This is a genomic window from Aquimarina sp. MMG016, assembly GCF_018100805.1.
GTDB lineage: Bacteria > Bacteroidota > Bacteroidia > Flavobacteriales > Flavobacteriaceae > Aquimarina.
The window spans coordinates 79,053-103,953 of the sequence record NZ_JAGJEA010000008.1 but is presented as its reverse complement, the minus strand read 5'-3'; the positions used below and the strand labels follow the sequence as shown (position 1 = coordinate 103,953).

Annotated in this window: 26 protein-coding genes; 7 read left to right on the top strand and 19 right to left on the bottom strand. The window is 34.2% G+C overall.

Annotated features, from left to right (window positions below):
* Positions 1 to 27: 27 nt before the first annotated feature.
* Positions 28 to 1,929 (bottom strand): acyltransferase family protein, encoded by a 1,902-nt coding sequence (locus J8M14_RS23400; protein WP_211075751.1) that lies wholly within the window; start codon positions 1,927 to 1,929, stop codon positions 28 to 30.
* A gap of 576 nt (positions 1,930 to 2,505) precedes the next feature.
* Here J8M14_RS23400 and J8M14_RS15670 point away from each other — a divergent pair.
* From J8M14_RS15670 to J8M14_RS15660, 3 genes are all read left to right on the top strand, one after another.
* Positions 2,506 to 2,877 (top strand): hypothetical protein, encoded by a 372-nt coding sequence (locus tag J8M14_RS15670; protein WP_211075750.1) that lies wholly within the window; start codon positions 2,506 to 2,508, stop codon positions 2,875 to 2,877.
* 278 nt (positions 2,878 to 3,155) lie between these two features.
* Positions 3,156 to 3,623 (top strand): FKBP-type peptidyl-prolyl cis-trans isomerase, encoded by a 468-nt coding sequence (locus tag J8M14_RS15665; protein ID WP_211075749.1) that lies wholly within the window; start codon positions 3,156 to 3,158, stop codon positions 3,621 to 3,623.
* A gap of 97 nt (positions 3,624 to 3,720) precedes the next feature.
* Positions 3,721 to 4,149, top strand: coding sequence for a hypothetical protein (locus J8M14_RS15660; protein ID WP_211075748.1), 429 nt, complete (start codon positions 3,721 to 3,723; stop codon positions 4,147 to 4,149).
* Between the two features lie 238 nt (positions 4,150 to 4,387).
* Here the strand turns inward: J8M14_RS15660 and gcvP are convergent, their stop codons facing one another.
* Positions 4,388 to 7,240, bottom strand: coding sequence for an aminomethyl-transferring glycine dehydrogenase (gene gcvP, locus J8M14_RS15655; protein WP_211075747.1), 2,853 nt, complete (start codon positions 7,238 to 7,240; stop codon positions 4,388 to 4,390).
* 135 nt (positions 7,241 to 7,375) lie between these two features.
* On the opposite strand from gcvP, the gene J8M14_RS15650 reads away from it, so the two are divergent.
* Positions 7,376 to 8,203: a hypothetical protein gene (locus tag J8M14_RS15650; protein ID WP_211075746.1), complete on the top strand. Its 828-nt coding sequence runs from the start codon at positions 7,376 to 7,378 to the stop codon at positions 8,201 to 8,203.
* Here the strand turns inward: J8M14_RS15650 and J8M14_RS15645 are convergent.
* From J8M14_RS15645 to J8M14_RS15605, 9 genes are all read right to left on the bottom strand, one after another.
* The gene (locus J8M14_RS15645; RefSeq protein WP_211075745.1) at positions 8,192 to 8,446 is read right to left on the bottom strand and encodes a hypothetical protein; all 255 of its coding nucleotides are present in this window, start codon (positions 8,444 to 8,446) and stop codon (positions 8,192 to 8,194) included. The two genes, J8M14_RS15650 and J8M14_RS15645, sit on opposite strands and share 12 nt — an antisense overlap.
* Before the next feature lie 60 nt (positions 8,447 to 8,506).
* A complete protein-coding gene (locus tag J8M14_RS15640) occupies positions 8,507 to 8,764 on the bottom strand; it encodes a hypothetical protein (protein ID WP_211075744.1) in 258 nt (85 codons plus the stop codon).
* Between the two features lie 6 nt (positions 8,765 to 8,770).
* Complete coding sequence (locus tag J8M14_RS15635; RefSeq protein WP_211075743.1) at positions 8,771 to 9,325, bottom strand: sigma-70 family RNA polymerase sigma factor; 555 nt, start codon at positions 9,323 to 9,325, stop codon at positions 8,771 to 8,773.
* A gap of 123 nt (positions 9,326 to 9,448) precedes the next feature.
* Positions 9,449 to 9,904: an SRPBCC family protein gene (locus J8M14_RS15630; protein ID WP_211075742.1), complete on the bottom strand. Its 456-nt coding sequence runs from the start codon at positions 9,902 to 9,904 to the stop codon at positions 9,449 to 9,451.
* A gap of 239 nt (positions 9,905 to 10,143) precedes the next feature.
* Positions 10,144 to 11,058: a TIGR01777 family oxidoreductase gene (locus J8M14_RS15625; protein WP_211075741.1), complete on the bottom strand. Its 915-nt coding sequence runs from the start codon at positions 11,056 to 11,058 to the stop codon at positions 10,144 to 10,146.
* A gap of 11 nt (positions 11,059 to 11,069) precedes the next feature.
* Entirely contained in the window at positions 11,070 to 11,510 is a 441-nt protein-coding gene (locus tag J8M14_RS15620) for a hypothetical protein (RefSeq protein WP_211075740.1), read from the bottom strand.
* Between the two features lie 2 nt (positions 11,511 to 11,512).
* The gene (locus tag J8M14_RS15615) at positions 11,513 to 12,394 is read right to left on the bottom strand and encodes a methyltransferase domain-containing protein (RefSeq protein ID WP_211075739.1); all 882 of its coding nucleotides are present in this window, start codon (positions 12,392 to 12,394) and stop codon (positions 11,513 to 11,515) included.
* Positions 12,395 to 12,396: 2 nt separating this feature from the next.
* Positions 12,397 to 12,756: a hypothetical protein gene (locus J8M14_RS15610; protein WP_211075738.1), complete on the bottom strand. Its 360-nt coding sequence runs from the start codon at positions 12,754 to 12,756 to the stop codon at positions 12,397 to 12,399.
* A gap of 93 nt (positions 12,757 to 12,849) precedes the next feature.
* The gene (locus J8M14_RS15605; RefSeq protein ID WP_211075737.1) at positions 12,850 to 13,353 is read right to left on the bottom strand and encodes a MarR family transcriptional regulator; all 504 of its coding nucleotides are present in this window, start codon (positions 13,351 to 13,353) and stop codon (positions 12,850 to 12,852) included.
* Positions 13,354 to 13,545: 192 nt separating this feature from the next.
* Between J8M14_RS15605 and J8M14_RS15600 the strand changes: the two genes are divergently transcribed.
* Positions 13,546 to 16,065, top strand: coding sequence for a M20/M25/M40 family metallo-hydrolase (locus J8M14_RS15600; protein WP_211075736.1), 2,520 nt, complete (start codon positions 13,546 to 13,548; stop codon positions 16,063 to 16,065).
* A gap of 68 nt (positions 16,066 to 16,133) precedes the next feature.
* On the opposite strand, the gene J8M14_RS15595 is transcribed toward J8M14_RS15600, so the two are convergent.
* From J8M14_RS15595 to J8M14_RS15585, 3 genes are all read right to left on the bottom strand, one after another.
* Entirely contained in the window at positions 16,134 to 18,155 is a 2,022-nt protein-coding gene (locus tag J8M14_RS15595; RefSeq protein ID WP_211075735.1) for a M3 family metallopeptidase, read from the bottom strand.
* 610 nt (positions 18,156 to 18,765) lie between these two features.
* Positions 18,766 to 19,251, bottom strand: a complete 486-nt coding sequence (gene purE, locus J8M14_RS15590) for a 5-(carboxyamino)imidazole ribonucleotide mutase (protein WP_211075734.1) — start codon at positions 19,249 to 19,251, stop codon at positions 18,766 to 18,768.
* A gap of 176 nt (positions 19,252 to 19,427) precedes the next feature.
* Positions 19,428 to 20,585 (bottom strand): 5-(carboxyamino)imidazole ribonucleotide synthase, encoded by a 1,158-nt coding sequence (locus J8M14_RS15585; protein WP_211075733.1) that lies wholly within the window; start codon positions 20,583 to 20,585, stop codon positions 19,428 to 19,430.
* Between the two features lie 165 nt (positions 20,586 to 20,750).
* Here J8M14_RS15585 and J8M14_RS15580 point away from each other — a divergent pair, with 165 nt between their 5' ends.
* Together J8M14_RS15580 and obgE are read left to right on the top strand one after the other, a co-directional pair.
* A complete protein-coding gene (locus tag J8M14_RS15580) occupies positions 20,751 to 21,857 on the top strand; it encodes an adenylate kinase (RefSeq protein ID WP_211075835.1) in 1,107 nt (368 codons plus the stop codon).
* Positions 21,858 to 21,935: 78 nt separating this feature from the next.
* On the top strand, positions 21,936 to 22,934 hold the full coding sequence (gene obgE / locus J8M14_RS15575) for a GTPase ObgE (RefSeq protein ID WP_211075732.1): 999 nt from the start codon (positions 21,936 to 21,938) through the stop codon (positions 22,932 to 22,934).
* Here obgE and J8M14_RS15570 read toward each other — a convergent pair.
* The 5 genes from J8M14_RS15570 to J8M14_RS15555 all read right to left on the bottom strand — a co-directional run bounded on the left by J8M14_RS15570 (position 22,931) and on the right by J8M14_RS15555 (position 24,895).
* A complete protein-coding gene (locus J8M14_RS15570; RefSeq protein ID WP_211075731.1) occupies positions 22,931 to 23,251 on the bottom strand; it encodes a GNAT family N-acetyltransferase in 321 nt (106 codons plus the stop codon). The genes obgE and J8M14_RS15570 overlap by 4 nt on opposite strands.
* A gap of 91 nt (positions 23,252 to 23,342) precedes the next feature.
* Complete coding sequence (locus tag J8M14_RS23310; RefSeq protein ID WP_282100264.1) at positions 23,343 to 23,471, bottom strand: hypothetical protein; 129 nt, start codon at positions 23,469 to 23,471, stop codon at positions 23,343 to 23,345.
* Between the two features lie 48 nt (positions 23,472 to 23,519).
* Entirely contained in the window at positions 23,520 to 23,768 is a 249-nt protein-coding gene (locus tag J8M14_RS23090) for a hypothetical protein (protein ID WP_247672666.1), read from the bottom strand.
* Between the two features lie 20 nt (positions 23,769 to 23,788).
* The gene (locus tag J8M14_RS15560) at positions 23,789 to 24,241 is read right to left on the bottom strand and encodes a carboxymuconolactone decarboxylase family protein (RefSeq protein ID WP_211075730.1); all 453 of its coding nucleotides are present in this window, start codon (positions 24,239 to 24,241) and stop codon (positions 23,789 to 23,791) included.
* Positions 24,242 to 24,316: 75 nt separating this feature from the next.
* Positions 24,317 to 24,895: a Crp/Fnr family transcriptional regulator gene (locus tag J8M14_RS15555; RefSeq protein ID WP_211075729.1), complete on the bottom strand. Its 579-nt coding sequence runs from the start codon at positions 24,893 to 24,895 to the stop codon at positions 24,317 to 24,319.
* Between the last annotated feature and the right edge of the window lie 6 nt (positions 24,896 to 24,901).

Sequence of the window (24,901 nt, the reverse complement as noted above, 5' to 3'; positions counted from 1 at the left end):
GTTTCGTTGTCTATTTTCTTCGGATCGTTATTTTAGGAATCGTAAAGGGTTTCCTTTCACTTTAAGGTACTTTTCTGCTATGGATCTTGTTCCACTTATATTTAAATGACATACATCTCTATAAACGATTTGATCGTTTATCGAATAATCACATTTACCGTCTACACACATAACATCGTTTAAATTAATAATGGTAACTGATGGAAATCTTTTCTTAATTTCGGTTACAATATATTTTTCCGGACGTTTGTAAAACGGAATTAATAAATCTTCCTTCAAAAATTGAGCTCCCATTTTGATTTTATGCAACTTCATTTTATGTACATTAGCTTCAGTTGTCATCCTTAAATGATCAATAATAACTACGGTTTTTTTCAAAGCGATCAGCTCTTTTATAGATGCCAGTATTTGATTGTAATTTTCTGAATCAACCTTTATGGCTTCCCAAAATGATGCAATGCAGATGATATCCATATTTTTAGCATATTCGAGCCTTCTTTTTCCATAGCCATCCCCGTAGTGATCTGGAAAATCCAGATTGCGTAATATGGGATAACCAGGAGCCGCGCTAACATAAAAATACATATTGGCATCTTTGGCTAATACATCCATAAAATAGGCTGAATGACCTCCAAGGGAATCCCCTATTAAAATACCATCTACCTTATTTTTAACCACCCCTATATTACACTCTTCATACTCTCCAATTTTTTGTTTATTGTAACATTGAGGTCTTACATCAGATGGGAAATTTACTTTTTTGTTAAACTCAGTTAGATTAGGAAAACGATCAGGAAAACCATCTTTACCATCAATTACTCCATAAATCAAACCAGCAATCAGTAAACTTGGAAATAAAATATACCTTAATGTTTTAGAAAAGGTATACTTGAAGGTATGCCTAAAAGGCTGTTCTACGAATTTCCAGGAAAAATACGATAATAAAATCGTAGCCATAATAATCGCTAGAACTAAAGTTAGCGTTAGTTCAAAGCCTAAATATTTTATAAACACGATGATTGGCCAATGCCACAGATACATAGAATATGATAGTAAACCTAAAAATACAATACCCCGAAACTCTAATAGGCTATTAACAATACCTTTCGAATCTTTTTCTTTCCCTGACAGAATTAGTAATACAGCTCCCAAACAAGGCCAAAAAGCATTTAAACCAGGAAAAACACTCCATTTCGTCAATACTATAGCTGGTATAAAAACAAGTAAAATTCCTATAATAGAAATCGTATGATTTATTGGCTTGGTAAGCTTTGGAATTCGCTCCCACAATATGGCTAATGTTGCTCCCATCAAAACCTCAAAAAAGCGAGCTGGTAATAAGTAGTATGCCATTGATTTATCCTCTCCTGTCAAATATATGGATAGCAGAATAGCACAAACCAAAAGAGCAATAACAGTATAGACTCTAGTATTTAAACTTAAAAAACGATGAAGGATTAACAGTAAAATGGGCCAGATCAAATAAAATTGCTCTTCAACAGATAAAGACCAGGTATGCAACAATGGCATAAATTGAGTATTCTCGACAAAATAATTATTACTATTAGACCATAAATAAAAGTTATTAGTACTTAACATGGTATGTAAAACTGTTCGAGAATAACTTTCAAAATCACTGGAGAATAAAAATAACCATGCAGGAATAGTGACCACCACTAAAACAAAAATCAAAACAGGAATAATCCTTCGTATTCTTCTTACATAAAATTCTTTAAAAGAAAAAGAATTATTAAGGAGTTGTTTATTTATGGAACTCGTTATTAAATAGCCCGAAATCACAAAGAATACATCGACACCAACAAACCCACCACTAAATAATGAAAGATCGACATGAAATAGAATTACAAGGAATACTGAAATTGCCCTTAAGCCATCAATATCGGGACGATAGGTAATAATTTTACTCACTTACTCTGAAAATATTATATTTTACATTTCATATAGTTCGCCCTTATACCACATACTATAACACCTAATGAAATATCTTTGCTACAATTACGAAATTTTTAATGTGTAAAAATAGTATTTTACTTTCTGATTAAGAATAAATAGATTGTTTCTTATAAAATCCTTGAGGCAAGCCCCAACTCATCTTAGTATGTGTTCCTGTTATGCCTTTGACTAGTAACGTCAAGGATTGACATAACCCGCTGGCGCGGATTTGTAATCCGTGCGGTTATGTGCAACCCGCTCTACGAAGTTTGTAAGGTCATAACATCATTGACAAGCAGGATAACAGAGTACAATGTTTGCAGCAAATAAACGATCAATATGTATAAAAACTCAATCCTGAGGTAACATTTTGCCTTGCTACGGTACAAATATTAAAAGGTTGTAAAACTTTCCACACATAAGAGACTCTATTAATTTCTTTTACTAACGAAACTAAAAAGAATGAAAATTGAATAGGTTTTTAGGAAATTTGACAAGATAGTAGACAGCTGAATATCAATACAATAATTCAAAATTAATCAGAACTAAAAAATGGGAAAAATTAAAATTGAGAGTTCAACCGGAGCAAAGATTTTTATTAACCAGAGAGACTATGGTACCATAAAAAAAGAAGATAAAGAATATGAAATAGAAAATGGGCAACACGAAATTTATGCTAAATCTGCTTGGTGCGGTAGTCAAAAAATAAATGTAACTATTACAGATGATGAGATCACAATATTGACTCTCAGTAGTTTTAAAAATGAAGGTATTGTTAAGGTTACATTTATGTTATTAGCAGGGCTTCTTATATTCACTAAAAACTTAATATTCGGAATAATTGCAGGAATCGTATTTTTATATCCGCTATATTATTTAACAATTGGAAAAGATAAATATTTAGAATTAGTTGAGAAAAAATAAACCTGATAGCTCGGATTTAACTAGTACTGTCAAGTATTCCCCTTTTGTCATAAAAAGCTTATGGCTTTATTTTTCAAAATAATATTTCTTAAGAAGTAAGATAGTTTTAGCTTTGTGACCTCTTTTAAAAATAGATATATAAAACGAACATTAATAAATTTTAAAAATTTCTTTACAAAAGGTAATGTTTAAAATTTTTAATGTGAGAGCGTAGCGGTTATATACGTTCTCAATTTTATAATTAACTTATTTTTAAATAATTACTAAAATTTGAACGTATGAAATACACGATATTTGCATTTGTAATTATACTTTTTGTTTCCTGTAATACTAGTACGGATAATGTGCCATTTGTAGAGAGGGATTATACCGAGGCAAATGAGCAGGAAATCACAAAATATTTAGAAGATAATAATCTAATTGCTGAGAAAAGTGATACAGGATTATATTATATCATTGATGAGCCGGGAACGGGTGCTCAACCCACAGCAGATGATAATGTTACTGTAGCGTATAAAGGATATTTTACCAATGGTACCGTGTTTGATGAAAGCAGTGCCAATGGTGTTTCTTTTGGTTTACGACAGGTTATACAAGGTTGGACAGAAGGGATTCCTTATTTTAAAGAAGGTGGTAGCGGTACACTATTGATACCAGCACACCTGGGATATGGTGGTAGAACGATAGGACCAATTCCTGCAGGTTCTGTATTACTGTTTGATGTGAAATTGATTTCTGTGAATTAAATAAATTCTAAACAGCTTACTATAACTACAATAATTTGAGGTTGGTCAGAGTTTTGAAGCAACTAATCTGCTTTTTTTGCATCATAAAATAAAAACAATGATCAATTCACGCAAATTATTTATAGTAGTATTATCTATCCTTTTTACACTTATCCAGATATCCTGCAATGATGATGATTCCAATTCAGATTGTGAAAATGCAATCTGCACCTTAGTATTGATACGATTTTCGGTATCCATCACAGATCAAAACCAGAATCCTGTGGCTTTAGATTCTTTTGAGGTGATCGATACAGAAAATGGAAATGATCTTACCATTATATTGACTCCGGATCAACTTTTGAATGCACAACAATCCGGAAAGTATCCATTAATACAAGATGGAACTCTGGGAGTAAATCAAGAGCGACAAATTCAATTTAATGGGTTTCTCAATAATCAGGAAGTGATCAGTAGCAATTATACTGTGAGCACTGATTGTTGTCATGTAAATGTGGATTCAGGAAACTTAGAAATTACGCTTTAGGGAGTAAAGGTGAGAGGTGAGTCTTTGAGCATCGAAGTTTCTGAATCATCGAATTATACGGATCTACTGATATTCTCTTCATTTGTATGGATCATGTATCCACCGATTAATTTCAAACAATATAGAATTGCTAAATAAAGACGAAGTTTGCAACTTCATTGCTCATGTATAACCTTAAGTAAAACAAAAAGCCTGAAATTGAATCAATTTCAGGCTTTTATATAAGTGTTATTTAATTTTATACCTCTTCCATATACTCCTCAATAGGAGCACAAGTACAGATCAAGTTTCTATCTCCATAAGCATCGTCTACACGACGTACCGATGGCCAGAATTTATTTTCTGCAATATAAGATAATGGATAAGCAGCTTGTTCTCTTGTGTATGGGAAATCCCAAGAATCTGAAGTGAGCATAGCTAAAGTATGCGGTGCATTCTTCATCACATTGTTAGGATTGTCCGCACTGGCTTCTGCAATTTCCTGACGGATAGAAATCAAAGCATCACAGAAACGATCTAATTCTGCTTTGCTTTCACTCTCTGTAGGTTCTATCATAATCGTTCCTGCTACAGGGAAAGAAACTGTAGGCGCATGGAAACCGTAGTCCATTAATCGTTTTGCAATATCGGTTACTTCGATTCCGTGAGCTTTAAATGGTCGACAATCAATAATCATTTCGTGAGCCGCACGACCGCGTTCACCGGAGTATAAAGTATCATAATGTCCTGCTAATCGTTCTTTGATATAATTAGCATTCAGAATAGCATACTCTGTGGATTCTTTAAGTCCTTTGGTGCCTAGCATCTTGATATATCCATATGATATCAGACAAGCCAGGGCTGATCCCCAAGGTGCTGCGGAAATAGCAGTAATTGCCTGATCTCCTCCGGTTGTAATGATTGGATTACTCGGAAGAAAAGGAACCAGTTGTGATGCTACACAGATCGGTCCAACTCCAGGTCCACCACCACCGTGTGGGATGGCAAAGGTTTTATGAAGGTTGAGGTGACATACATCTGCACCAATGGCTCCGGGATTGGTTAATCCTACCTGGGCATTCATATTGGCACCATCCATATATACCTGACCGCCATGGTCGTGGATAATTGTAGTAATTTCTTTAATAGCAGATTCATACACTCCGTGAGTCGAAGGGTAGGTCACCATCAAAGCGGCTAAATTATCTTTATGCTTTAATGCTTTTTCTCTTAGGTCTTCTACATCAATATTTCCTTCTTCTGTAGCTTTAGTCACTACTACCTTCATACCGGCCATCACCGCCGAAGCTGGATTGGTACCATGAGCAGAAGATGGAATAAGACATATATTACGATGATGATCTCCTCTGGATTCGTGATAAGCACGGATCACCATGAGTCCTGCAAATTCTCCTTGCGCCCCAGAATTAGGTTGTAATGATGTTGCGGCAAAACCGGTAATTTCTGTAAGTTGATCTTCTAGTTTTTTAAGTACTTCCTGGTATCCCTTTGCTTGCTCTATTGGTACAAAAGGGTGAATATTACCCCATTGTGGATCACTAAGTGGTAACATTTCTGAAGCGGCATTAAGCTTCATTGTACAAGATCCCAGCGGAATCATAGAATGATTTAGTGATAAATCTTTTCTTTCCAACTTCTTGATATAACGCATCAATTCTGTTTCAGAATGGTAGGTATTAAATACTTCATTGGTTAAGAATGGTGTATTACGCTTTAGCTGTTGATCAATTACAGTTGCATTGCTTATCTCTTTAATTGCAATAGTTTCTTTTTCAATAGCTTTTGCAAAAATAGTTACAATCGTATTTATATCTTCTAGAGTAGTAGCTTCATTAAGAGCAATAGAAACGGTTTCAGTATTCGGATAATAGAAATTTACTTCGTGAGCTTCTGCTATTTCTTTTACTTTGGCAGCATTTGCCTTAATGCTAATAGTATCAAAATAAGTGCTATTATCTTGTTCGAAACCTAACTGTTGTAGCGTATTACTTAATGTTGATGTAGCACTATGTACTTTGTTTGCAATATATTGCAATCCTTCTGATCCGTGATATACGGCGTACATTCCGGCCATAACAGCTAGTAATACCTGAGCTGTGCAGATATTAGATGTTGCTTTATCACGTTTGATATGTTGTTCTCTGGTCTGCAGAGCCATACGTAACGCACGGTTGCCATTCATATCCTGAGTAACCCCAATAATTCTTCCGGGTATATTTCTTTTGTATTCTTCGCGAGTTGCAAAAAAAGCTGCGTGTGGCCCTCCATATCCTAATGGAATACCAAAACGTTGTGTTGTACCTACAACTACATCTGCGTCAAAGCTTCCAGGTGACTTCAGCGATACCAAGCTTAAGATATCTGCAGCTACGGCTACTTTGATTTCTGCCTGATGCGCATTGGCAACAAAATCTGCATAATCATATACCTGTCCTGATTTTCCTGGATATTGTAAAATAGCTCCATAGAATTCGGTAGAAAAATCAAATTCCCGGTGGTCGCCAATCACCAGTTCAATATCCAGCGGAATTGCTCTGGTTTTTAGTAGTGATAGGGTTTGAGGAAGTATTTCTTCTGAAATGAAGAATTTGCTAACCCCCCTTTTTTTCTGATCTCTGGAACGTACTGCAAATAACATGGTCATAGCTTCTGCTGCAGCGGTACTTTCATCCAATAAGGATGCATTGGCCAGTTCCATACCTGTAAGGTCACAGATCATAGTTTGGTAATTTAGCAAGGCTTCTAATCTACCTTGTGCAATTTCTGCCTGATATGGTGTATAGGCGGTATACCAACCTGGATTTTCTAATATGTTACGTTGTATTACAGCTGGTAAACAAGCTTCGTGGTATCCTAATCCGATATAGGATTTAAAAACTTTGTTCTCGGCAGATAATTTATGCATATGAGCTGCATATTCCTGTTCGCTTAGCGCTTTATCAAGATTTAAAGGCTTTTTTAATAAAATATCATCCGGAACAGTTTCGTAAATAAGTTGATCTACAGAATCAACTTTTATAGTATTGAGCATACTGCCTAGATCCTTTTTTGATGGACCTATATGGCGCAGTTTGAATGAGTCAGTTTGCATAGCAAAAAAGAGTTGAGAATTGAAAGCGCAAAAATACATATTAAATCCCTAAAAATTTCACAATAAATTAACCTAGACCTAGCAAGTTTTTAACCAATTTCGGGTGTTATTAACAGATAACCCTAAATTTAACACGTGAAAACCTTAAAAAGTATCTTTAGATTTTATATCAATAGTAGTATTCATGTGGCTCTAGCCATATGTGCATTGGTGAAAATCACGTTTATTAAGTTTGGGATTCCTGAGGGGTATGCACTATTATGGTTTAGTTTTTTCTGCTCCATCATAGGATATAATTTTGTAAAATATTCAAAAGTTGCGAAGTTATATCACATTAGGCTGACCAGATCGATGAAAAGTATTCGTTTTCTGACCATTGCTTCTGGAGTACTTTTATTATATTTTGGATATCAGCTCTCTTATAAAACACTAATGTATGTCAGTCCTTTTCTTGCACTTACGGTATTATATGCGATCCCTGTTTTTCCGAATAAAAAGAACTTAAGAAGTGTCGCTGGGGTTAAGATTTTTGTAATTGCTTTGGTCTGGGCGGGAACTACAGTACTGGTTCCCATGATATATGCAGAAGCAGATCTAAGTTTTAATTTCTTAATAGAAATTATCCAGCGCTTTATATTTATTGTGGTGTTGATGTTACCGTTTGAAATAAGAGACATGCATCACGACGATATATCTTTAGAAACCCTGCCTCAAAAAATTGGGGTGACCAGAACCAAAGTTTTTGGGAGTATCTTATTAGTTGTTTTTTTGCTACTTACGGCAATCAAACAAGAACTTTCGTCAGTAGAAATTTTAAGTACAATTTCCATTACCACCATATGTTTGTTTTTCTTATGGGGAACCGAAAAAAAACAGTCAGAATACTACTGTTCTTTTTGGGTAGAGAGCGTACCGATAATGTGGTTGTTTATAGTAATATTAATGCAAAACTTATTTGGCTAATTCCTCTTGCAACCTATTTTTCATAGCTTGTTTTTCAGAAACGCTAAAGGTTTGGATATTAGACTTCTTGATCGTTTTGGTAAGTTTTACATTTCTTTTAGAATAGGCTCGGGTAACCTTACAGTACATCAATCTGATGTTAAGTTTTATAATTTCTGTAATCGAAGCTTCGCCATACTGATTTTTATCACAGATGTGTTTCGCTTCTTCGCACGATACTAGTAACTTATTAGTAGTTTTCATTTCAAATTTCTGACAACGTATTATTTGGGGATTATGTAATTATGATGCAGAACTTTCTGTTTATTGCTCTGCCATTTTTTGTTTTAGTCGTTCTTTCATCGCATTCTTTTCAGAAGGATTGATACTCACGACTTTTGGGTCTTTAACTAATTTGGAAAGCTTATTGTTATTGGCAGAATATTTTCTGCACGCTCTACAATAAATTACGTGTATATTAAGCCTTACTTTTTCCCAAAAAGTAGCTTCCTTATATTGATTTTTGTCGCAGAAGTGATTAGCTTCTGAACAACTTACAAATAGTCCTTTTCCTTTACTCATGTTTTCTTAAAACCAATTTTTTTCTAAACACTCAGCCATTGCTGTACGTGCTCTATGGATAATTACCCATAGGTTAGACGCAGTTATATCAAATTCATTACAAATAGCTTCTGTTTCAAACCCTTGTATTGTTTTCATCTTAAAAATTTGAGCTTGTTTCTCTGGTAATTTACCCATACAATTATGTATCGCCAGCCCAAGTTCTGTGTTTTCTATTTCACTTTCTGCATTGCCATCAAACGGATCCGCTACGCGTTCTTCTAACCAATCACCTTCTGTTTCTGAATCACCGGAATAATTTATTCTGACCTCTGCTTTACCTTTATTACTATTAATTTTTCGGTAATGATCAATAATTTTTCTTTTTAGGATAGAAATAAGCCAGGTACGCTCACTAGCTTCGCCTTTAAAGTTTTTCATCGATTTAAGGCCCGCAAAGAACGTTTCCTGAACTAGATCTTGTGCAATTTCTTTATCATCAACTCTAACAATAGTATAGTTAAATAAGTAATCACTGTATTTATCTATCCATGTATTGGGGTCTATGGTGTTTGTTGACATAGTGGTTTCTATTGTAGTACTCACCAAAAATAGGATAAAAAGTTGAATGTTACTATACGTTTTAACTAATGTATAATAAGTAGTGGTTTTCCTTAAAACCTTACTTGATTTGTTTTTAAATTTTCATTTTTTGTTTTCTAAAGATGATTTTATGAAGGAATTGCGATTTTGGAGAAATTGAGTAAGGTGCCTTTTTAACATCATCGTGTCAAAAAAATATCCCCAAAAACCATAAGGAGTTTTATATTCAAGTATATCTATCATCTCTGTTCCTGTTTCAGAGTCTTTAAAGATATGTTGATGTTTAAAGCTTCTAAAATGACCCTTGACCATCTCATCGGTAAAACGATTTGGGTACTCAAAGTCAGTGATCTTGCTTTGATGTGTTAGGTATATCCCGAAGTGTTTTCCTCTCCAGGTTACTGTTTCATGAAGTCCTATGAGCCCTGAGGTTCTTCCTGCAATTGCTTTTTCTTTAGTTTGTTTGGCAGAATTGATATGAAAATCAATATTTCTGGATAAGTCAAAGACTTCTTCTATAGGTGCTTTAATGAGTGTACGGAGTTGAATTAAGGACATATCTTAGAAATTGTTATATGTTCTTCGGGTAACATTTTTTGGGTTAATTATACTAACTAATAAAGTATACTATATGGGATCTTATATCATTTTGTCAATTGCTCTAGTGGTTTTGGTTATCGCTTTGATAGCCAAAGAAAAATTTAATTTAAAAACAAGACGTATCATGTTAATTTGTTCAATTGCTGTAGTTGTTACACAAGTATTGCGATGGATAGATTTTTAATCTAAAACAACTTTTACTTAGAAATCAAGTGTTCTAGTGCTGTGTTCAGATTAGGATAGCTGAATTGAAAACCGTGATCTTGTAGTTTCTTTGGGACTACATTTCTACTTTTGAGTATCAGTTCGGTCTCCGTTTTGATAATGAGGGCACCAAGCTCTAAGAGAGGTTTGGGGAGTGGGATTCCGAAAGGAACACGAACTATTTTTTGTAATGTTTTCATTAATATAGTATTGGTTGTAGGTTTTGGCGCTACAATATTGATGGGCCCATCTAAGTTTGTTGTGTGTATGAGATATTCCAAACTTCTGGCAAAGTCTTTTTCGTGGATCCAACTGAATTTTTGATTTCCGGATCCTTGTCTACCATCAAAACCAATTTTTACCAGATTGAGGATAGGTTGTAAAGCGCCACCTTTTTTGCCCAGCACTATAGAGGTACGCAACGCTACTTTTCTAGTATTTGGCGTAGAGTGGCTAAAGAATTCTTTTTCCCAGGCAGTAGCCACATTTACTGAAAATCCGCTACCGATCTCACCCGTATCTTCATTCATTTCTTTATCTAAAGAATGCCTGTAAATAGTAGCAGTAGAAGAATTAAGCCAGGTTTTTGGAGGATAGTGACATGCTTCAATGGCTTTGCCAAGAATAGCTGTTGATGCTATCCTGGAGGATAAGATCAAATCTTTATTTTTTTGATGATAGCGACAATCTACAGATTTACCAGTCATATTGATAAGTACATCTGCTCCCTCAAGTTCTTTGTTCCAATCTCCATGGGTTTTAGCATCCCAATGGACATATCGTACATTTTCTTTAGAAGTATGTTTTCCGCGGGTTAAAATGACTATGGTTTCGACTTTATCTTTGAAGTGATCAATTAGTACATTTCCTAAAAAACCGGTTCCTGCTGCTATAATTAATTTTTTCATAGTTTGTGAAATTAAAATAATAAAATTGGTAACCAAAGGGCTCTATACAATATCCAGGTTATAGTAAGGTAGGAGGGAAGCGTCAATTTTTTAACTCTTCTGAAATGATCTATGATCATACCAAGAACTATCGCCAAAAACCCTCCAATTCTTATCTTTAAACTAATATCCAGTTGTTGGTGTATTATGAGTAATGGGATTAATAATAATGACCCTAATAAAGAAACTGTAATCATTTGATATAGATATATGATCATCTTTTTCTTGATGCATAACATTAGGATAGTATCTTGCCAAAAGATTTGACCAGAACACATAAAGACTTCTTTGATCATATTATCATTAGGGATCAGTTCTGGTATTGCTTTGGCAAAATAAAACAATACAATACTAGATATGATCGTAGCGATAAGAATATAAACTAGCCTATATGTTCGTGAGTCGGTATTCATTTTTATTTTTCAGCGGTTATTATATAGTACCCAAAATTGTGCATGTGTAAACCCGAAAGCAATGCGAATAATGATCCTTTAAGGTTTTTCCAGCTTTGAGCTTTTAGCGTTTCCTTTCTAAAGAGCTTTTTGAGGATAAATCCTGTAATAGCAAAAGGGACGTGTAATACCGAAGGAGCAACTCTAAAAGATATATCTTCGATAGTTACTTTTCTAAATCCGATCTGTGTTAAAGATGTTTTTACATCTTCTATACTTCCTAATCCTTCTAAGCTCCATCCTTTACATAATTGTTCATAGCAATAATTACTTCCGATACATAATTCGTCAGCATTTTTTTTAAGAAAAGCATCGGTGATCACCAGTCTGGAACCGGGCTTGAGAATTCGGTGGGCCTCGCATAATGATTGTTCACTATGTCCTGAATGACAAAGACTTTCCATCGCATACGCCCCATCAACACTATTGGGCTGAAAAGAAGTATGATTGTAGTTTTCTTCCAGAATCAATCCGTTGATGTCTTGAAGTCTTTTATTACCCTCTCTAACCTGAAAAGAGGATAGTGTAACGCCAATAATATTGGTTAAAGGATATTTTCTTAATCCGTATTTTATGGTTCCGCCCATCCCACAACCCAGGTCAGCTACTAATGAATTTCTTTTTGGCATATCTAAACGATTAAAAACCTGTTGATTCATCTCATTAAGCATAGAATCTCTCTTAAAAAGATTAGTTTTAAAAGGAATGTAATACCCAAAATGCATATTCAAATCCTTGCTCCAAAACTCATAATCTTCTGTAGCCTCATCATAGAATTGGATGATTTTTTCTTTAGTTGTAGATTTTTTTAGCTTTAGTTTATGTAATAGTGATAGTGTACTCATAGCTATATGTTTTTGATTTCTAGGGTATTCGTTATGATTTCTGATATACTAATGAGGTATGTGATGTATACGAAGTAACCTGCAATTGACATAGGGACAACAGTGATGAAGAAAATCAGAAAGTAGGATTTTAGAACGTTTGTTAAGAATAATAGTCCATAAAAAATTACAATACCAACATAAATTGCAAGATGTTGTTTTTGTTTTGTTTGAAAATCTTTCCAATAGTACAATAGGATCAAAACAAGTATGATTTGAACACTACCTAAGAGTATCTGAGCTAACAATCCAAAATAAATCGTTAAGTAAAGTAAAAGGGTGATGATAAAACTCCATTTGTTTATGTTGTGTATCGTTTTCATATTTCTATTATTTTAAAGTTTCAGTAATTTTTGAAATATATTATAAAAAAGAAAAGGAGCTAACTCCTTGGTTCTTCTTGTGTGCGGATTAGTTTACTTCACTATTTTTAGTAAGGTTTTAGTAATCCAGTTATGCTCTTGATTCACCATTTTATTCATCATAGTGTCTGCGGTATCGGCAAGCTCATGTAATGCTTTGGTTTGTTTTATCAACTCTTTTGTCTTAGCCGTATTGTCATCTTCAATACTAGATACGTCTTTTAGAACTTTTATAACAGGTCTGATTTCTCTTCGACTTCTTTCTTTTGCTATCTGTCTTGCTAGTTCCTGTACATCTTTTTCAGAAACAAAATATTCCTTGCGTTCTCCCATTTTATTTTCTTTAAAAACGATGCCCCAATCCATTAATTGACGTAAGTTCATACTGGTGTTTCCTCTGGAGATTTGTAATTCTTCCATAATATCCTCCATAGAAAGTGGTTCTGGAGAGATCCATAATAAAGCATGAATCTGTGCCATAGCTTTATTGATACCCCAGAGCGTTCCAAGAGCTCCCCAGGTAGATATAAACTTTTCTTTTGCTTCTTCGTAATTCATGATGCTGATTAATAATTTTGTTTCTGGTTACAAATATATGAAAAATATCAAACTTTCAAAAAATATTGAAAATTAATTATTTTTAGATTTTTGTTTTACGAAGCGTTTAAGCAGTTCATGTTTTGTGGTTTTGCCGTTTTTCTAACATGTTAATTTTCCGTAGTTTGAGATCTAACACAAACTCAAATAATAATGAAAAAATTAAAATTAATTATTTCAATGGCTTTTCTATGCCTATGCACGATCATAGGCTATTCACAAAAACAATCCGGTATGTTTTATGCTACTATGCAAACAAAAGATGCATTAGGATTGAAAAAAGATCACCCTAAGGAGATTAAAATTCTGGATTCTCAAAATGGTTACAGTGCCGTGATGCTTACCAAAGATGCAGCACATGAGTTACATCATAAAGTATTGGTTCATGGACCCGGATTTATTTATGAGAGCTCTGAAAAGAATGCACTTTCTTCAATACAGAATATCAATAAGAGGTCTGTAAAAAAGCAAAGAGCCACTTTTTCTATTACTCAGGATGTACTGGTGAGACAAAGCCTGGATTTGGTAAATAACTTAAATATCGCCAGACAAATTCAGGAATTAGAAGATTATGGTTCTCGTTATCATACTACTAATAGTGCAAGACAATCGGTTTTGGATCTTAAAACCAAATGGGAAGGTCTGTCTAACGGACGTAGCGATGTGTCCGTAAGAATAGTTAATCATAACAGTACCGATATGCCTTCTGTGGTTATGACCATTACCGGGACAGAAAAACCAGACGAATTCGTAATTATCGGTGGTCATATTGATTCTACGGCAAGAGGTGGTAATAGTAATAATGCACCGGGAGCAGATGATAATGCTTCAGGTATTTCTACCATTACTGAAGCTGCCAGAGTGCTGTTCGAAATGAATTTTAAACCTAAAAGAACAGTAGAGTTTATGGCATTTGCAGCAGAAGAGGTAGGACTCAGAGGTTCTAAAGAGATAGCAGAAGACTATAAAAGACGTAATGTAAACGTGGTGAGTTATATGCAACTGGATATGACGAATTATAAAGGATCAACCAATGATGTGTATATATCTACTGATTCTTATAATGATGATACCTTAAATGATTTCTTAATCGAATTGATGAATTATTATAATGCATCGGGTACACATAGAATTACTTATGGAACTTCTCAGTGTAACTATGGTTGTTCTGATCACTATAGTTGGGCACAGCAGGGGTATGATGTAACTTTTCCTTTTGAAGCGACTTTTAATCAAAGTAACCCCAATATCCATACGACTAGAGATACTTTTGATAGATCTCCGACACCAAATGCTACGCATGCTGCAAAATTTGCAAAGTTGGCTTTGGAGTATTTAATTGAAATTTCTAATGGAGTTACAGGTGGTCCTGGTGGAGATTTTTGTATAGATACGATAAGTAATTTTCCTTATAAATTAGGTTTTGAAGGCTCTATTGGTAGCTGGACTCAATCTACACAAGATGATACAAATTGGACAATCGATGCTAATGGGACACCCTCTAATGGAACAGGGCCAGGAATTGCAGCAGAAGGTTCTTCATATCTTTATGTAGAGGCTTCCGGTAATGGAACAGGATATCCTAATAAAAGAGCAATATTAACTTCGCCTTGTTTTGATCTTAATAGTTTGTCTACAGCTAATTTAGGTTTTAAGTATCATATGCAGGGAGATGCCGTGGGTAGTCTTTTTGTAGATGCCAAAGCTGATGGTGGAATAAGTTGGGTAACAATTTTTGAAAAAACAAGATCACAAGGAAGCGATTGGAATACTGCTAATATTGATATTACTTCTTATATAGGAGAGCGTGTGCAATTTAGATTTAGAGTTGTAACAGGTAATGGTTGGCAAGGAGATATTGCTATCGATGACTTGATGATAGGAGAGTCTACAACCGATCCGGACCCTGATCCGTGTGTGTCATTAAATTTTAATGATTATACAGTTTCTTCTTTTTCTAATCAGGATAATGCCGGTAATTATTCAGTCAACAGTGATGGGTCAGAATTATCATTACAAAATAATACCTGGAAATCGATCGCTCTTAATTATAATGTAACAACATCTACTGTTGTTGCCTTTGACTTTACTAGTAGCGCTCAGGGAGAAATCCATGGTATAGGTTTTGAAAACGATAATACCTTAACCGCAAATAGATATTTTAAAGTTCATGGTAGTCAAAACTATGGTTTGACCAACTATGATAATTATTCTAGTGGTACAAAATCGTATGTTATTCCTTTAGGTAACTTCTATACCGGAAATATGGATCGATTGGTGTTTATTAATGATAATGATGCCGGAAACGGCAATAATTCTACATTCTCTAATGTGAAGGTCTACGAAGGTTCTTGTGGGAGATCAGCATCGACAGTAAATCTGCTATCCGAAATTCCAAAATTAGGAGATGAAGACGAAGGTGTTTTATCTGCAATAACAATTACACCTAACCCTGCAAAGAATAATTTTGAGTTATATGTAAAAGGTGAGAGCACCGAAAATATTAAAGCTACTTTCTTTACAATTTTAGGAAAAAGGGCCTCGGAGATTTTGTTGCAATCAGGAGTCAATACGTTATCTGCTGAGCAACTATCATTAAAAACAGGTATGTACCTCGTGAAGATTGAAACCGAAGGAGAAAAAACCGTAACTCAAAAATTAATAATTCAATAAAAAGTAATTAAAATAACAAAGGCGCTTCAGTTTATATTGAAGCGCCTTTTTATATTGTCTTGGCAATATTATTTTATTAACCCTGCACGCTTTAATAGTGCTTCTGGTTTAGGTTCTTGTCCTCTAAAACGTTTATATAAGGTCATAGGATTTTCGGTTCCTCCTTTAGAAAGTACGTGGTCTTTAAATTTAGCAGCAACTTCTGTATTAAAGATCCCATTTTCTTTAAAATATTCAAAAGCATCTGCATCCAATACTTCTGCCCATTTATAGGAATAGTACCCGGAAGAATATCCTCCTTGAAAAATATGAGAAAATGCCGTACTCATACACGTAGATTCAGTGTCAGGATATAAAGATGTTTCTGCAAAAGTTTTCTTTTCGTGTGCTTTTACATTTTTGATACCGCTAGGGTCTTTTGAATGCCACGACATATCTAATAACCCAAAACTTAATTGTCTCAGCGTTGCCATTCCTTCCATAAAGGTGGATGAATCCTTGATTTTTTGAACTAGTTCCATTGGTATTACTTCTCCGGTCTCATAGTGCTTAGCAAATAATTCCAACGCTTCTTTTTCATAACACCAATTTTCTAATACTTGACTTGGTAGTTCAACAAAATCCCAATATACACTAGTTCCTGATAATCCGGGATAGGTAGTATTAGCTAGCATACCGTGTAAAGCGTGACCAAACTCGTGAAAGAGGGTAGTAACCTCATTAAAAGTTAATAAAGAAGGTTTACTAGGGGTAGGCTTTGTAAAATTGCAAACGATAGATATATGAGGTCTAATATTATCACCATCCTTTTTCATTTGTGATTTATAAGATGTCATCCAGGCCCCATTACGTTTGCCAGGTCTTGGGTGAAAATCAGCATAGAATACAGCGATAAAATTATTCTGTAGATCTGTAACGTTATACGTTTTTACTTCTTCGTGATATGTATCTACTTCATTAGTTTCTTCAAACTGAAGTCCAAATAACTTGGAAGCTACAGTAAAAACACCATCGATTACATTTTCTAGCTTAAAATATGGTTTTAGTTTCTCATCATCAAGGTCAAAAAGCTTCTGCTTTAGCTTTTCAGAATAATAAGCACCATCCCATTTCTGAAGTTGATCGATGCCGTCCAGATCTTTTGCAAATGATTCTAATTGCTTGAATTCTCTTTCTGCAGCAGGTTTGGCTTTTTCCAGAATTTCATTCAGAAAAGAAAATACTTTTGCTGGAGCCTCTGCCATTCTTTCTTCTAATACGTAGTCTGCATGTGAAGCATACCCTAATAATAATGCACGATCATGTCTTAGGTTTGCTATTTTTAAAACAATATCCTGGTTGTCCAGATCATCGCTATGAAAACCCTTTGACCCAAAAGCCAATGCTAGTTTTTTACGTAGCTCACGATTATCAGCATACGTCATAAACGGAATATAACTTGGATAATCCAGCGTAATAAGCCAGCCTTCTTTTTCTTTAGCTGCCGCCATAGCTTTGGCAGCTTCTTTAGCCCCATCCGGGAGTCCAGCCAAGTCAGACTCTTCGGTTAACAACATTTCGAACTTATTGGTCTCCGCCAAAACATTTTCACCGAACTTGAGGCTTAGCTGAGAAAGCTCTTTATCGATTTCTCTAAGTTTTTCTTTTTTATCGTCAGGAAGGTCTGCTCCATTTCTGGAAAAAGACTTATATCTTTTTTCTAATAAGGTGTATTGTTCGGCATTAAGATTTAGTTCATCTCTTTGCTGATAAACTGCTTCAATTCTTTTGAAGAGGTTTATATTCAGCGCAATATCATTTCTGAATTCTGAAAGTAGAGGAGAAGCTTCCTGAGCTATTTTCTGAATTTCTTCATTGGTTTCGGCACTGTTTAGATTAAAAAATACACTAGTTACTCGATCTAATAATTCTCCACTATAATCTAAGGCTTCGATAGTGTTAGAAAATGTAGGTGCTTCTGAATTGTTTACAATAATATCTACTTCTTTTTTAGCGACTGTAATTCCATTCTTTATAGCCGGTAAGAAATGTTCTGATTTTATTTTTGAAAAAGGAGCCAAGTCAAATGACTCTAATAGCGGATTATTCATTTTGATAATAATATTTTAAGTTCTTTATCGAAAAAGAGTGCTTTTAAACGAAAAAACACCCTTTAAATTATCTATGTTTTGATTCAAATCTTTTTAATACTGGTAGATTTGACTAGGTTTATTAGTAATGATTTTGGCTAAAGAATTACTATACTATTGTTATAAGGGGTATGTATATCAATAAAATTCTTTGCCTGGATCAAATATATCGAAAGAGCTACAATTATTGTAGCTCTTTTGTTTTCTATTTTTTATAAAAAAGAAGTCTACTTTTTTTATAGAGAATTGGTTTTATGTATGTTTTTTCATCAAAAAAACAAGTAAAAAAAATTAATTATGTGTATTTCGTCGAAAAACTTTCCTTTTTACCGAAAATGTTGATAAATTTCTTGCTACTTTTCTTGTGTAATTAAAGTAAGGTTTTACCTTTGTGTCAGGTTTTAAGAGTATGGTCTTGCAATAAATTTTTTTTGTGTAATATATTTAAGTTGGTTAATAAATATTGTTATATTCATTGTAAGGCCTAAATTAAAGAGTCACTGAGGAGTGGCTCTTTTTTTGTTTACTATGTTGTTAGATCAAAATGGAGTCGGTGATTCTGAAGAAAAGTTTACTTTTTAATTTGCTTAGCCCCTTCAATAACCTTTTGTTTTAATCCTTCTTTATAAACCAAAACTTTATCCAGAACGCATTTATCAGATGCTCCTATAATCTGAGCAGCTAATATTCCAGCATTTAAAGCACCATCTAAAGCGACAGTTGCTACAGGAACGCCACCAGGCATCTGCAAAATAGATAAAACAGAATCCCATCCATCTATAGAATTCCTGGATTTTACCGGTACACCAATTACAGGAAGTGGTGATAATGAAGCTACCATTCCAGGTAGATGGGCTGCTCCACCAGCTCCAGCTATGATTACATTGATTCCTCTGGTATGAGCATTTTTGCTGTAATCAAATAATTTTTCGGGAGTACGATGAGCAGAAACAATATCTACTTCTACTTCGATATCAAAACCTTGTAATATTTCGATTGCTTTCTCCATGACAGGCATATCACTAGTACTGCCCATGATGATTCCTACTTTACTCATTATATATTTATTATTTCTTATTGTTATTAACTTATTTGTAAATAAAGTTGAGTTTATTTGAGTTAGAAAATAAATAGAATATTTTCTCAAACCTCAAACCTCAAACCTCAAACCTCAAACCTCAAACCTCAAACCTCAAACCTCAAACCTCAAACCTCAAACCTCAAACCTCAAACCTATTTACTAATCACTTTAATGGTGTTTTTTACTTTTTCAGCAATTTTTCTTGCTTCAGTAATATCCTCGTCAACTATAGTTACATGTCCCATCTTTCTAAAAGGCCTGGTTTGTTTTTTACCATAAATATGAGGAGTCACACCTTTCATTTTCATTATGTTTTCTATGTTTTTATAGACAACATCACCAGTATGTCCTTCTTCTCCGACTAGATTCACCATAATTCCATTTACTTTACTTTCGGTTACTCCTAACGGAAGATCTAATATAGCCCTGATATGTTGTTCGAATTGATTAGTATAACTGGCTTCAATACTATAATGACCGCTATTATGAGGTCTTGGCGCTACTTCATTTACCAGAATTGCATCATCTTGGGTATGAAACATTTCTACAGCTAATACTCCTACGTGTTCAAAAGCTTCAGACACCTTTTTAGCAACCTCTATAGCTTTTTGAGCAATTTCATTATCAATTCTAGCAGGGCAAATTACGTATTCTACCTGATTAGCTTCAGGGTGAAATTCCATTTCTACAACAGGGTAGGTTTTGATTTCGCCGCTAGGGTTACGAACAACGATTACCGCCAATTCATTTTTGAAATTGATTAATTCTTCTGCAATACATTCTGTGTCCGGTAATTTTACTAGATCAGTTCCGGATTTTATTACAGAAACACCTTTACCGTCATAACCTCCCTGAGTGCTTTTCCAAACAAAAGGTAGTTTTACTTTATTACTTGTTATTCCTTCCGCCAGGTGAGCTTTGTTGGAAAAACGTATAAAATTGGAAGTCGGAATGTTATGATCTGCATAAAATTGCTTCTGTGTTCCTTTATTTTGGATTTTTTCCAGAGTTTTAGCACTTGGATATACCTTTTTTCCTTCCTTTTCTAGTTTTGCTAACGCTTTGGTATTCACATTTTCAATCTCTATAGTAAGAACATCTACTTTTTTACCAAAATTATAAACGGTATCAAAATCCATTAGATCTCCTTTTTCAAAATAATTGCTAGAGATTCTACTGGGAGCTTCAAAGCTAGGATCTAATACATGAGTAAAGATATCATACTTGCGAGTTTCATATAGCATCATTTTGCCAAGTTGTCCTCCACCAAGGATACCAAGTTTAAAATCTGAAGAGAAATAATTCGTCATATTGGGATAATAAAACAGTATATAAACGCAAAAATAATTTTTTAATAAGTAATTACCACAATAATATAAGGTAAATGCTAAGGTTAAACTTTTATAAGCTTGTTTGTAATCACTATCTTTGCCGCTTTAAAAGTAAAACCTATACCGAACTTAGTTTGTGGTATTATGATTACACTGCACGATTTACAATTTACTCCTTTTATTGCTGAAGATAAGATCACTAAAGCAATAGATGACTTGGCTGATAAACTTAATGAAGATTTGACTGGTCAGAAACCAGTGTTTTTAGGGATTTTGAATGGATCTTTTATGTTTGCCTCAGAGGTTGTAAAACGTTTTAATGATGATTGCGAAGTAAGTTTTGTGAAATTAGCTTCATATTCTGGTACAGAGACTACTAATGAGGTAAAAGAATTAATTGGACTTCAGGAAGATGTAAAAGGTAGAACAATTGTCATTCTCGAAGATATTGTGGATACCGGAAATACTATTGAAGAATTACTGAAAATATTAAAAGATAAAGGCTGTGGTGAAGTAAAAGTTGCTACTTTATTTTTTAAGCCGGAAGCTTATACAAAAGAAAATCATATCGATTATATAGGGATGGAAATTCCTAATAAATTTATTGTAGGATACGGACTGGATTATGATGGATTAGGGCGTAACCTCACAGATGTTTATCAACTAAAATCAAACAACATGACAAATTTGGTGCTATTCGGACCTCCGGGAGCAGGAAAAGGAACACAGGCAGAAGTTTTAAAAGAAAAATACGATCTGGTACATATTTCTACAGGAGATGTATTTAGATACAACATAAAAAATGCTACGGAATTAGGTACATTGGCTAAGTCCTATATAGATAAAGGACAATTAGTACCTGATGAGGTAACAATCGATATGCTAAATGCTGAGGTGGATAAAAATCCGGATGCCAAAGGTTTTATTTTTGACGGTTTCCCAAGAACTGAAGCGCAAGCAGAATCATTAGGAGAGTTATTATCTTCTAAAGGATCAGAAGTAAGTGCTATGGTAGCTTTAGAAGTTGATGATGAAGTATTGGTGCAGCGTTTACTAGAGAGAGGTAAAACATCCGGGCGTGCCGATGATGCAGACGAAAGTGTAATTCGAAATCGAATCAAAGTATATTATGACGAAACAGCCATTCTTAAAAATTACTATCAAAAACAAGATAAGTATTTTGGAGTTGATGGAGTAGGAGGTATTGCTGAGATTACAGATAGATTAAGTACAGTAATTGATAGTTTATAGTTTATGTTTTCAGGTTGTTTGGTTTGAACAACTTGAAATTATGAACGCCAAATTTATAACAATCGAGCGAAGCGAAATATGACAGAAGGGAATTTTGTAGATTATGTAAAGTTACATGTTACTTCCGGAAACGGGGGTAAAGGTTCTGTGCATTTACATAGAGAAAAATATATTACCAAGGGAGGTCCCGATGGTGGTGATGGTGGTCGTGGAGGTCATGTTATTATACGTGCTAATCCTAATATGTGGACACTCTATCATCTTAAGTTTAAGCGTCACTTCCGGGCAGAACATGGAGGTCATGGAAGTAAAAACAGAAGTACGGGAGCTGATGGAGAAGATGTTTATGTAGATGTACCTCTGGGAACGGTGATTAGGGATACGGAGACTCAAGATATTATTAAGGAGATTACTGAAGAAGGACAGGAGTATATTGCTGCAGAAGGAGGAATGGGAGGTCGTGGAAACTGGCATTTTAAAAACTCGGTTAATCAGACTCCAAGATATGCTCAACCTGGAGTAGAGGGACAGCAGTACGATATTACTTTAGAATTAAAAATACTAGCCGATGTTGGTCTGGTTGGATTTCCTAATGCAGGGAAATCTACTTTACTATCTGTGATTACTGCTGCAAAACCAAAAATTGCAGATTATGAGTTTACCACGCTAAAACCTAATCTGGGGATTGTAGAGTACAGAAATTATCAAACCTTTGTAATGGCTGATATTCCTGGAATTATTGAAGGAGCCGCAGAAGGTAAAGGTATTGGACATCGATTTCTACGTCATATAGAGCGAAATTCTACTTTGTTGTTTTTGATTCCGGCAGATGCTCCGGATATTAAAGAACAATACGAAATTCTATTAGATGAACTTCGACGATATAATCCGGACTTGTTGGATAAAGAGAGGCTCATAGCCATCTCTAAAAGCGATATGCTGGATGATGAATTGAAAGGTGAAATGAAAGAAGAGTTGGACAAACAATTCAACGTGCCTTATTTATTTATTTCATCTGTTGCACAACAAGGATTACAAGAATTAAAAGATAAGCTTTGGCAAATGCTCAATGTTTAGACAGAATATCCTTGTTTTAGAATATCTTTTCCAACTTCTGGATGTTTTTTTAGATATGCTGCAACAAAAGGACATAAGGGTACCAATCGGTACCCCTTTTCTTTTATATAATGTAATGTCTTTTTTATTATAGTAGTTCCTAGTCCTTGTCCTTCTAGCAATTGGGGGACTTCTGTATGAGTAAGATATATAGTATCGCCTTTAGCCAGAATATATTCTATGAATACAATTTCATTTTCTACGTGAAGCTCGAATCTTTTTTTAGGACTTTCAGTATTATTTATGAGAGCTAGATTAGACCAGTCTTTCTTTTCCATAATTGCAATAATTAGTTTTATTTCAAAGTTAGAGTATTAGGCTATAGAAATTACTTAACAGAAACATAAATAATTGTGGTTTCTATGTTTATTATTTTTTATTAAGTAGTATATCAATTTCCAGATATTGTTCTTTGATAAAGCTTAACCCAAATGCAGCAGCTGAAGCAGAAAACACAGAATAATCTAAAGGTGCTTTTATACCTAAATTAATGATCATTGCAAATCCAAAAACAAATAAGAGGAGACCACTGAGTTTAGCTGTTATTTAGGTTTTGAACCCAATGAGTAAAAATATAGCAAGAACTATTTCTGCAACTGTAGCAATGATTGCAATACTATTAATAAAACTTTCTGGAACCCATGGATTTAATAATTGTGTATACTCCACAAAACTATTCCAATTACCCCAAGCGGAGCTTTTTTCTGGCCAAAAACCTAATCGATCTGCAACTGCTGATAAAAATCCTATGGAAAGACTTACTCTTAAGAAGAGTTTGATATATGTGATTTTCATTTTTTTTTTGATGTTAATCGTTAGTCTTGTGATGGTATTGGAGTCATTAAGGTCGCTCTACCGATTCGGTTCCATACATTAATACAACAAATCGCCATAATAATATCTGCTACTTTTTCCTTAGTAAATGTTGTGATAGCTTTTTGATATACATCATCTGGTAATCCTTCATCAGCTATGGTTGTGATTTCCTCCGTCATTTCTAGAATTATTTCCTCTTCTTTGGTAAAGAATGGAGATTCTTTCCAAGTGGATAAAGCGTGAATTCGATATTGTTTTTCACCTTTTTCAATGGCTTCAGTAATATGAGATTGAATACAATACGCACAACCATTAATTTGAGAAGCTCTAATTTCTATTAATAAAAACTCTATATCTGTTAACGAACTATTTTTAATATTGTCATATAAGGCAAATAGTGGTTTGTACGCGTTTGGATTTACCTCTTTAATCTTAATTCTATCAGTTTTCATATCTATGTTTTAATTGTTCAAAACAAAAATCTATAGATAAAATGAAGAAAAAATTAATCTAGATTAAGAAGTGAATTAAGGTTTCTTTTTTGCTCTTATTTTACTTAAAAACTCTGGTGTGAAACCAAGGTAAGATGCCAACATATATTGTGGTACTCGTTGTACAAAGCTTGGGTTGTATTCTCTAAATGTGTTGTAAAGCTCTTCTCCTGATAAATTATACATGAATTGAATTCTTCGTTGATCGGCAACCCTAACTTTTTCCAGAATTATTCTGAAATAGCGATTTAATTCTAAGGAGTCCTCCAAAAAGGCATCTAACTTTTCTTTACTAATTTTTAGAACTTTAGAGTTTTCTGCAGCCTGAATATTAAGTAGAGATGGGGTTTGATTAATAAGGCTTTCAAAATCAGATAGCCACCAGTTTTCGATACCAAAATTAACGACCTTTTCGGCTCCTTTATGATTTATAAAAAAACATCTGAAACATCCTTTTAGAATAAAATATTGATGTTTACAATATTGTCCTTCTTTAAGAAGAAACTCTTTGTTTTTTATAGCAAGAAATTCAAAATTATTAAGGAAATCATTGATTTCTTTTTCTGTCGGAGCGGCGAAACTGAGTATATGATTTTTAAGTTGATCCGTTATCATAAATTA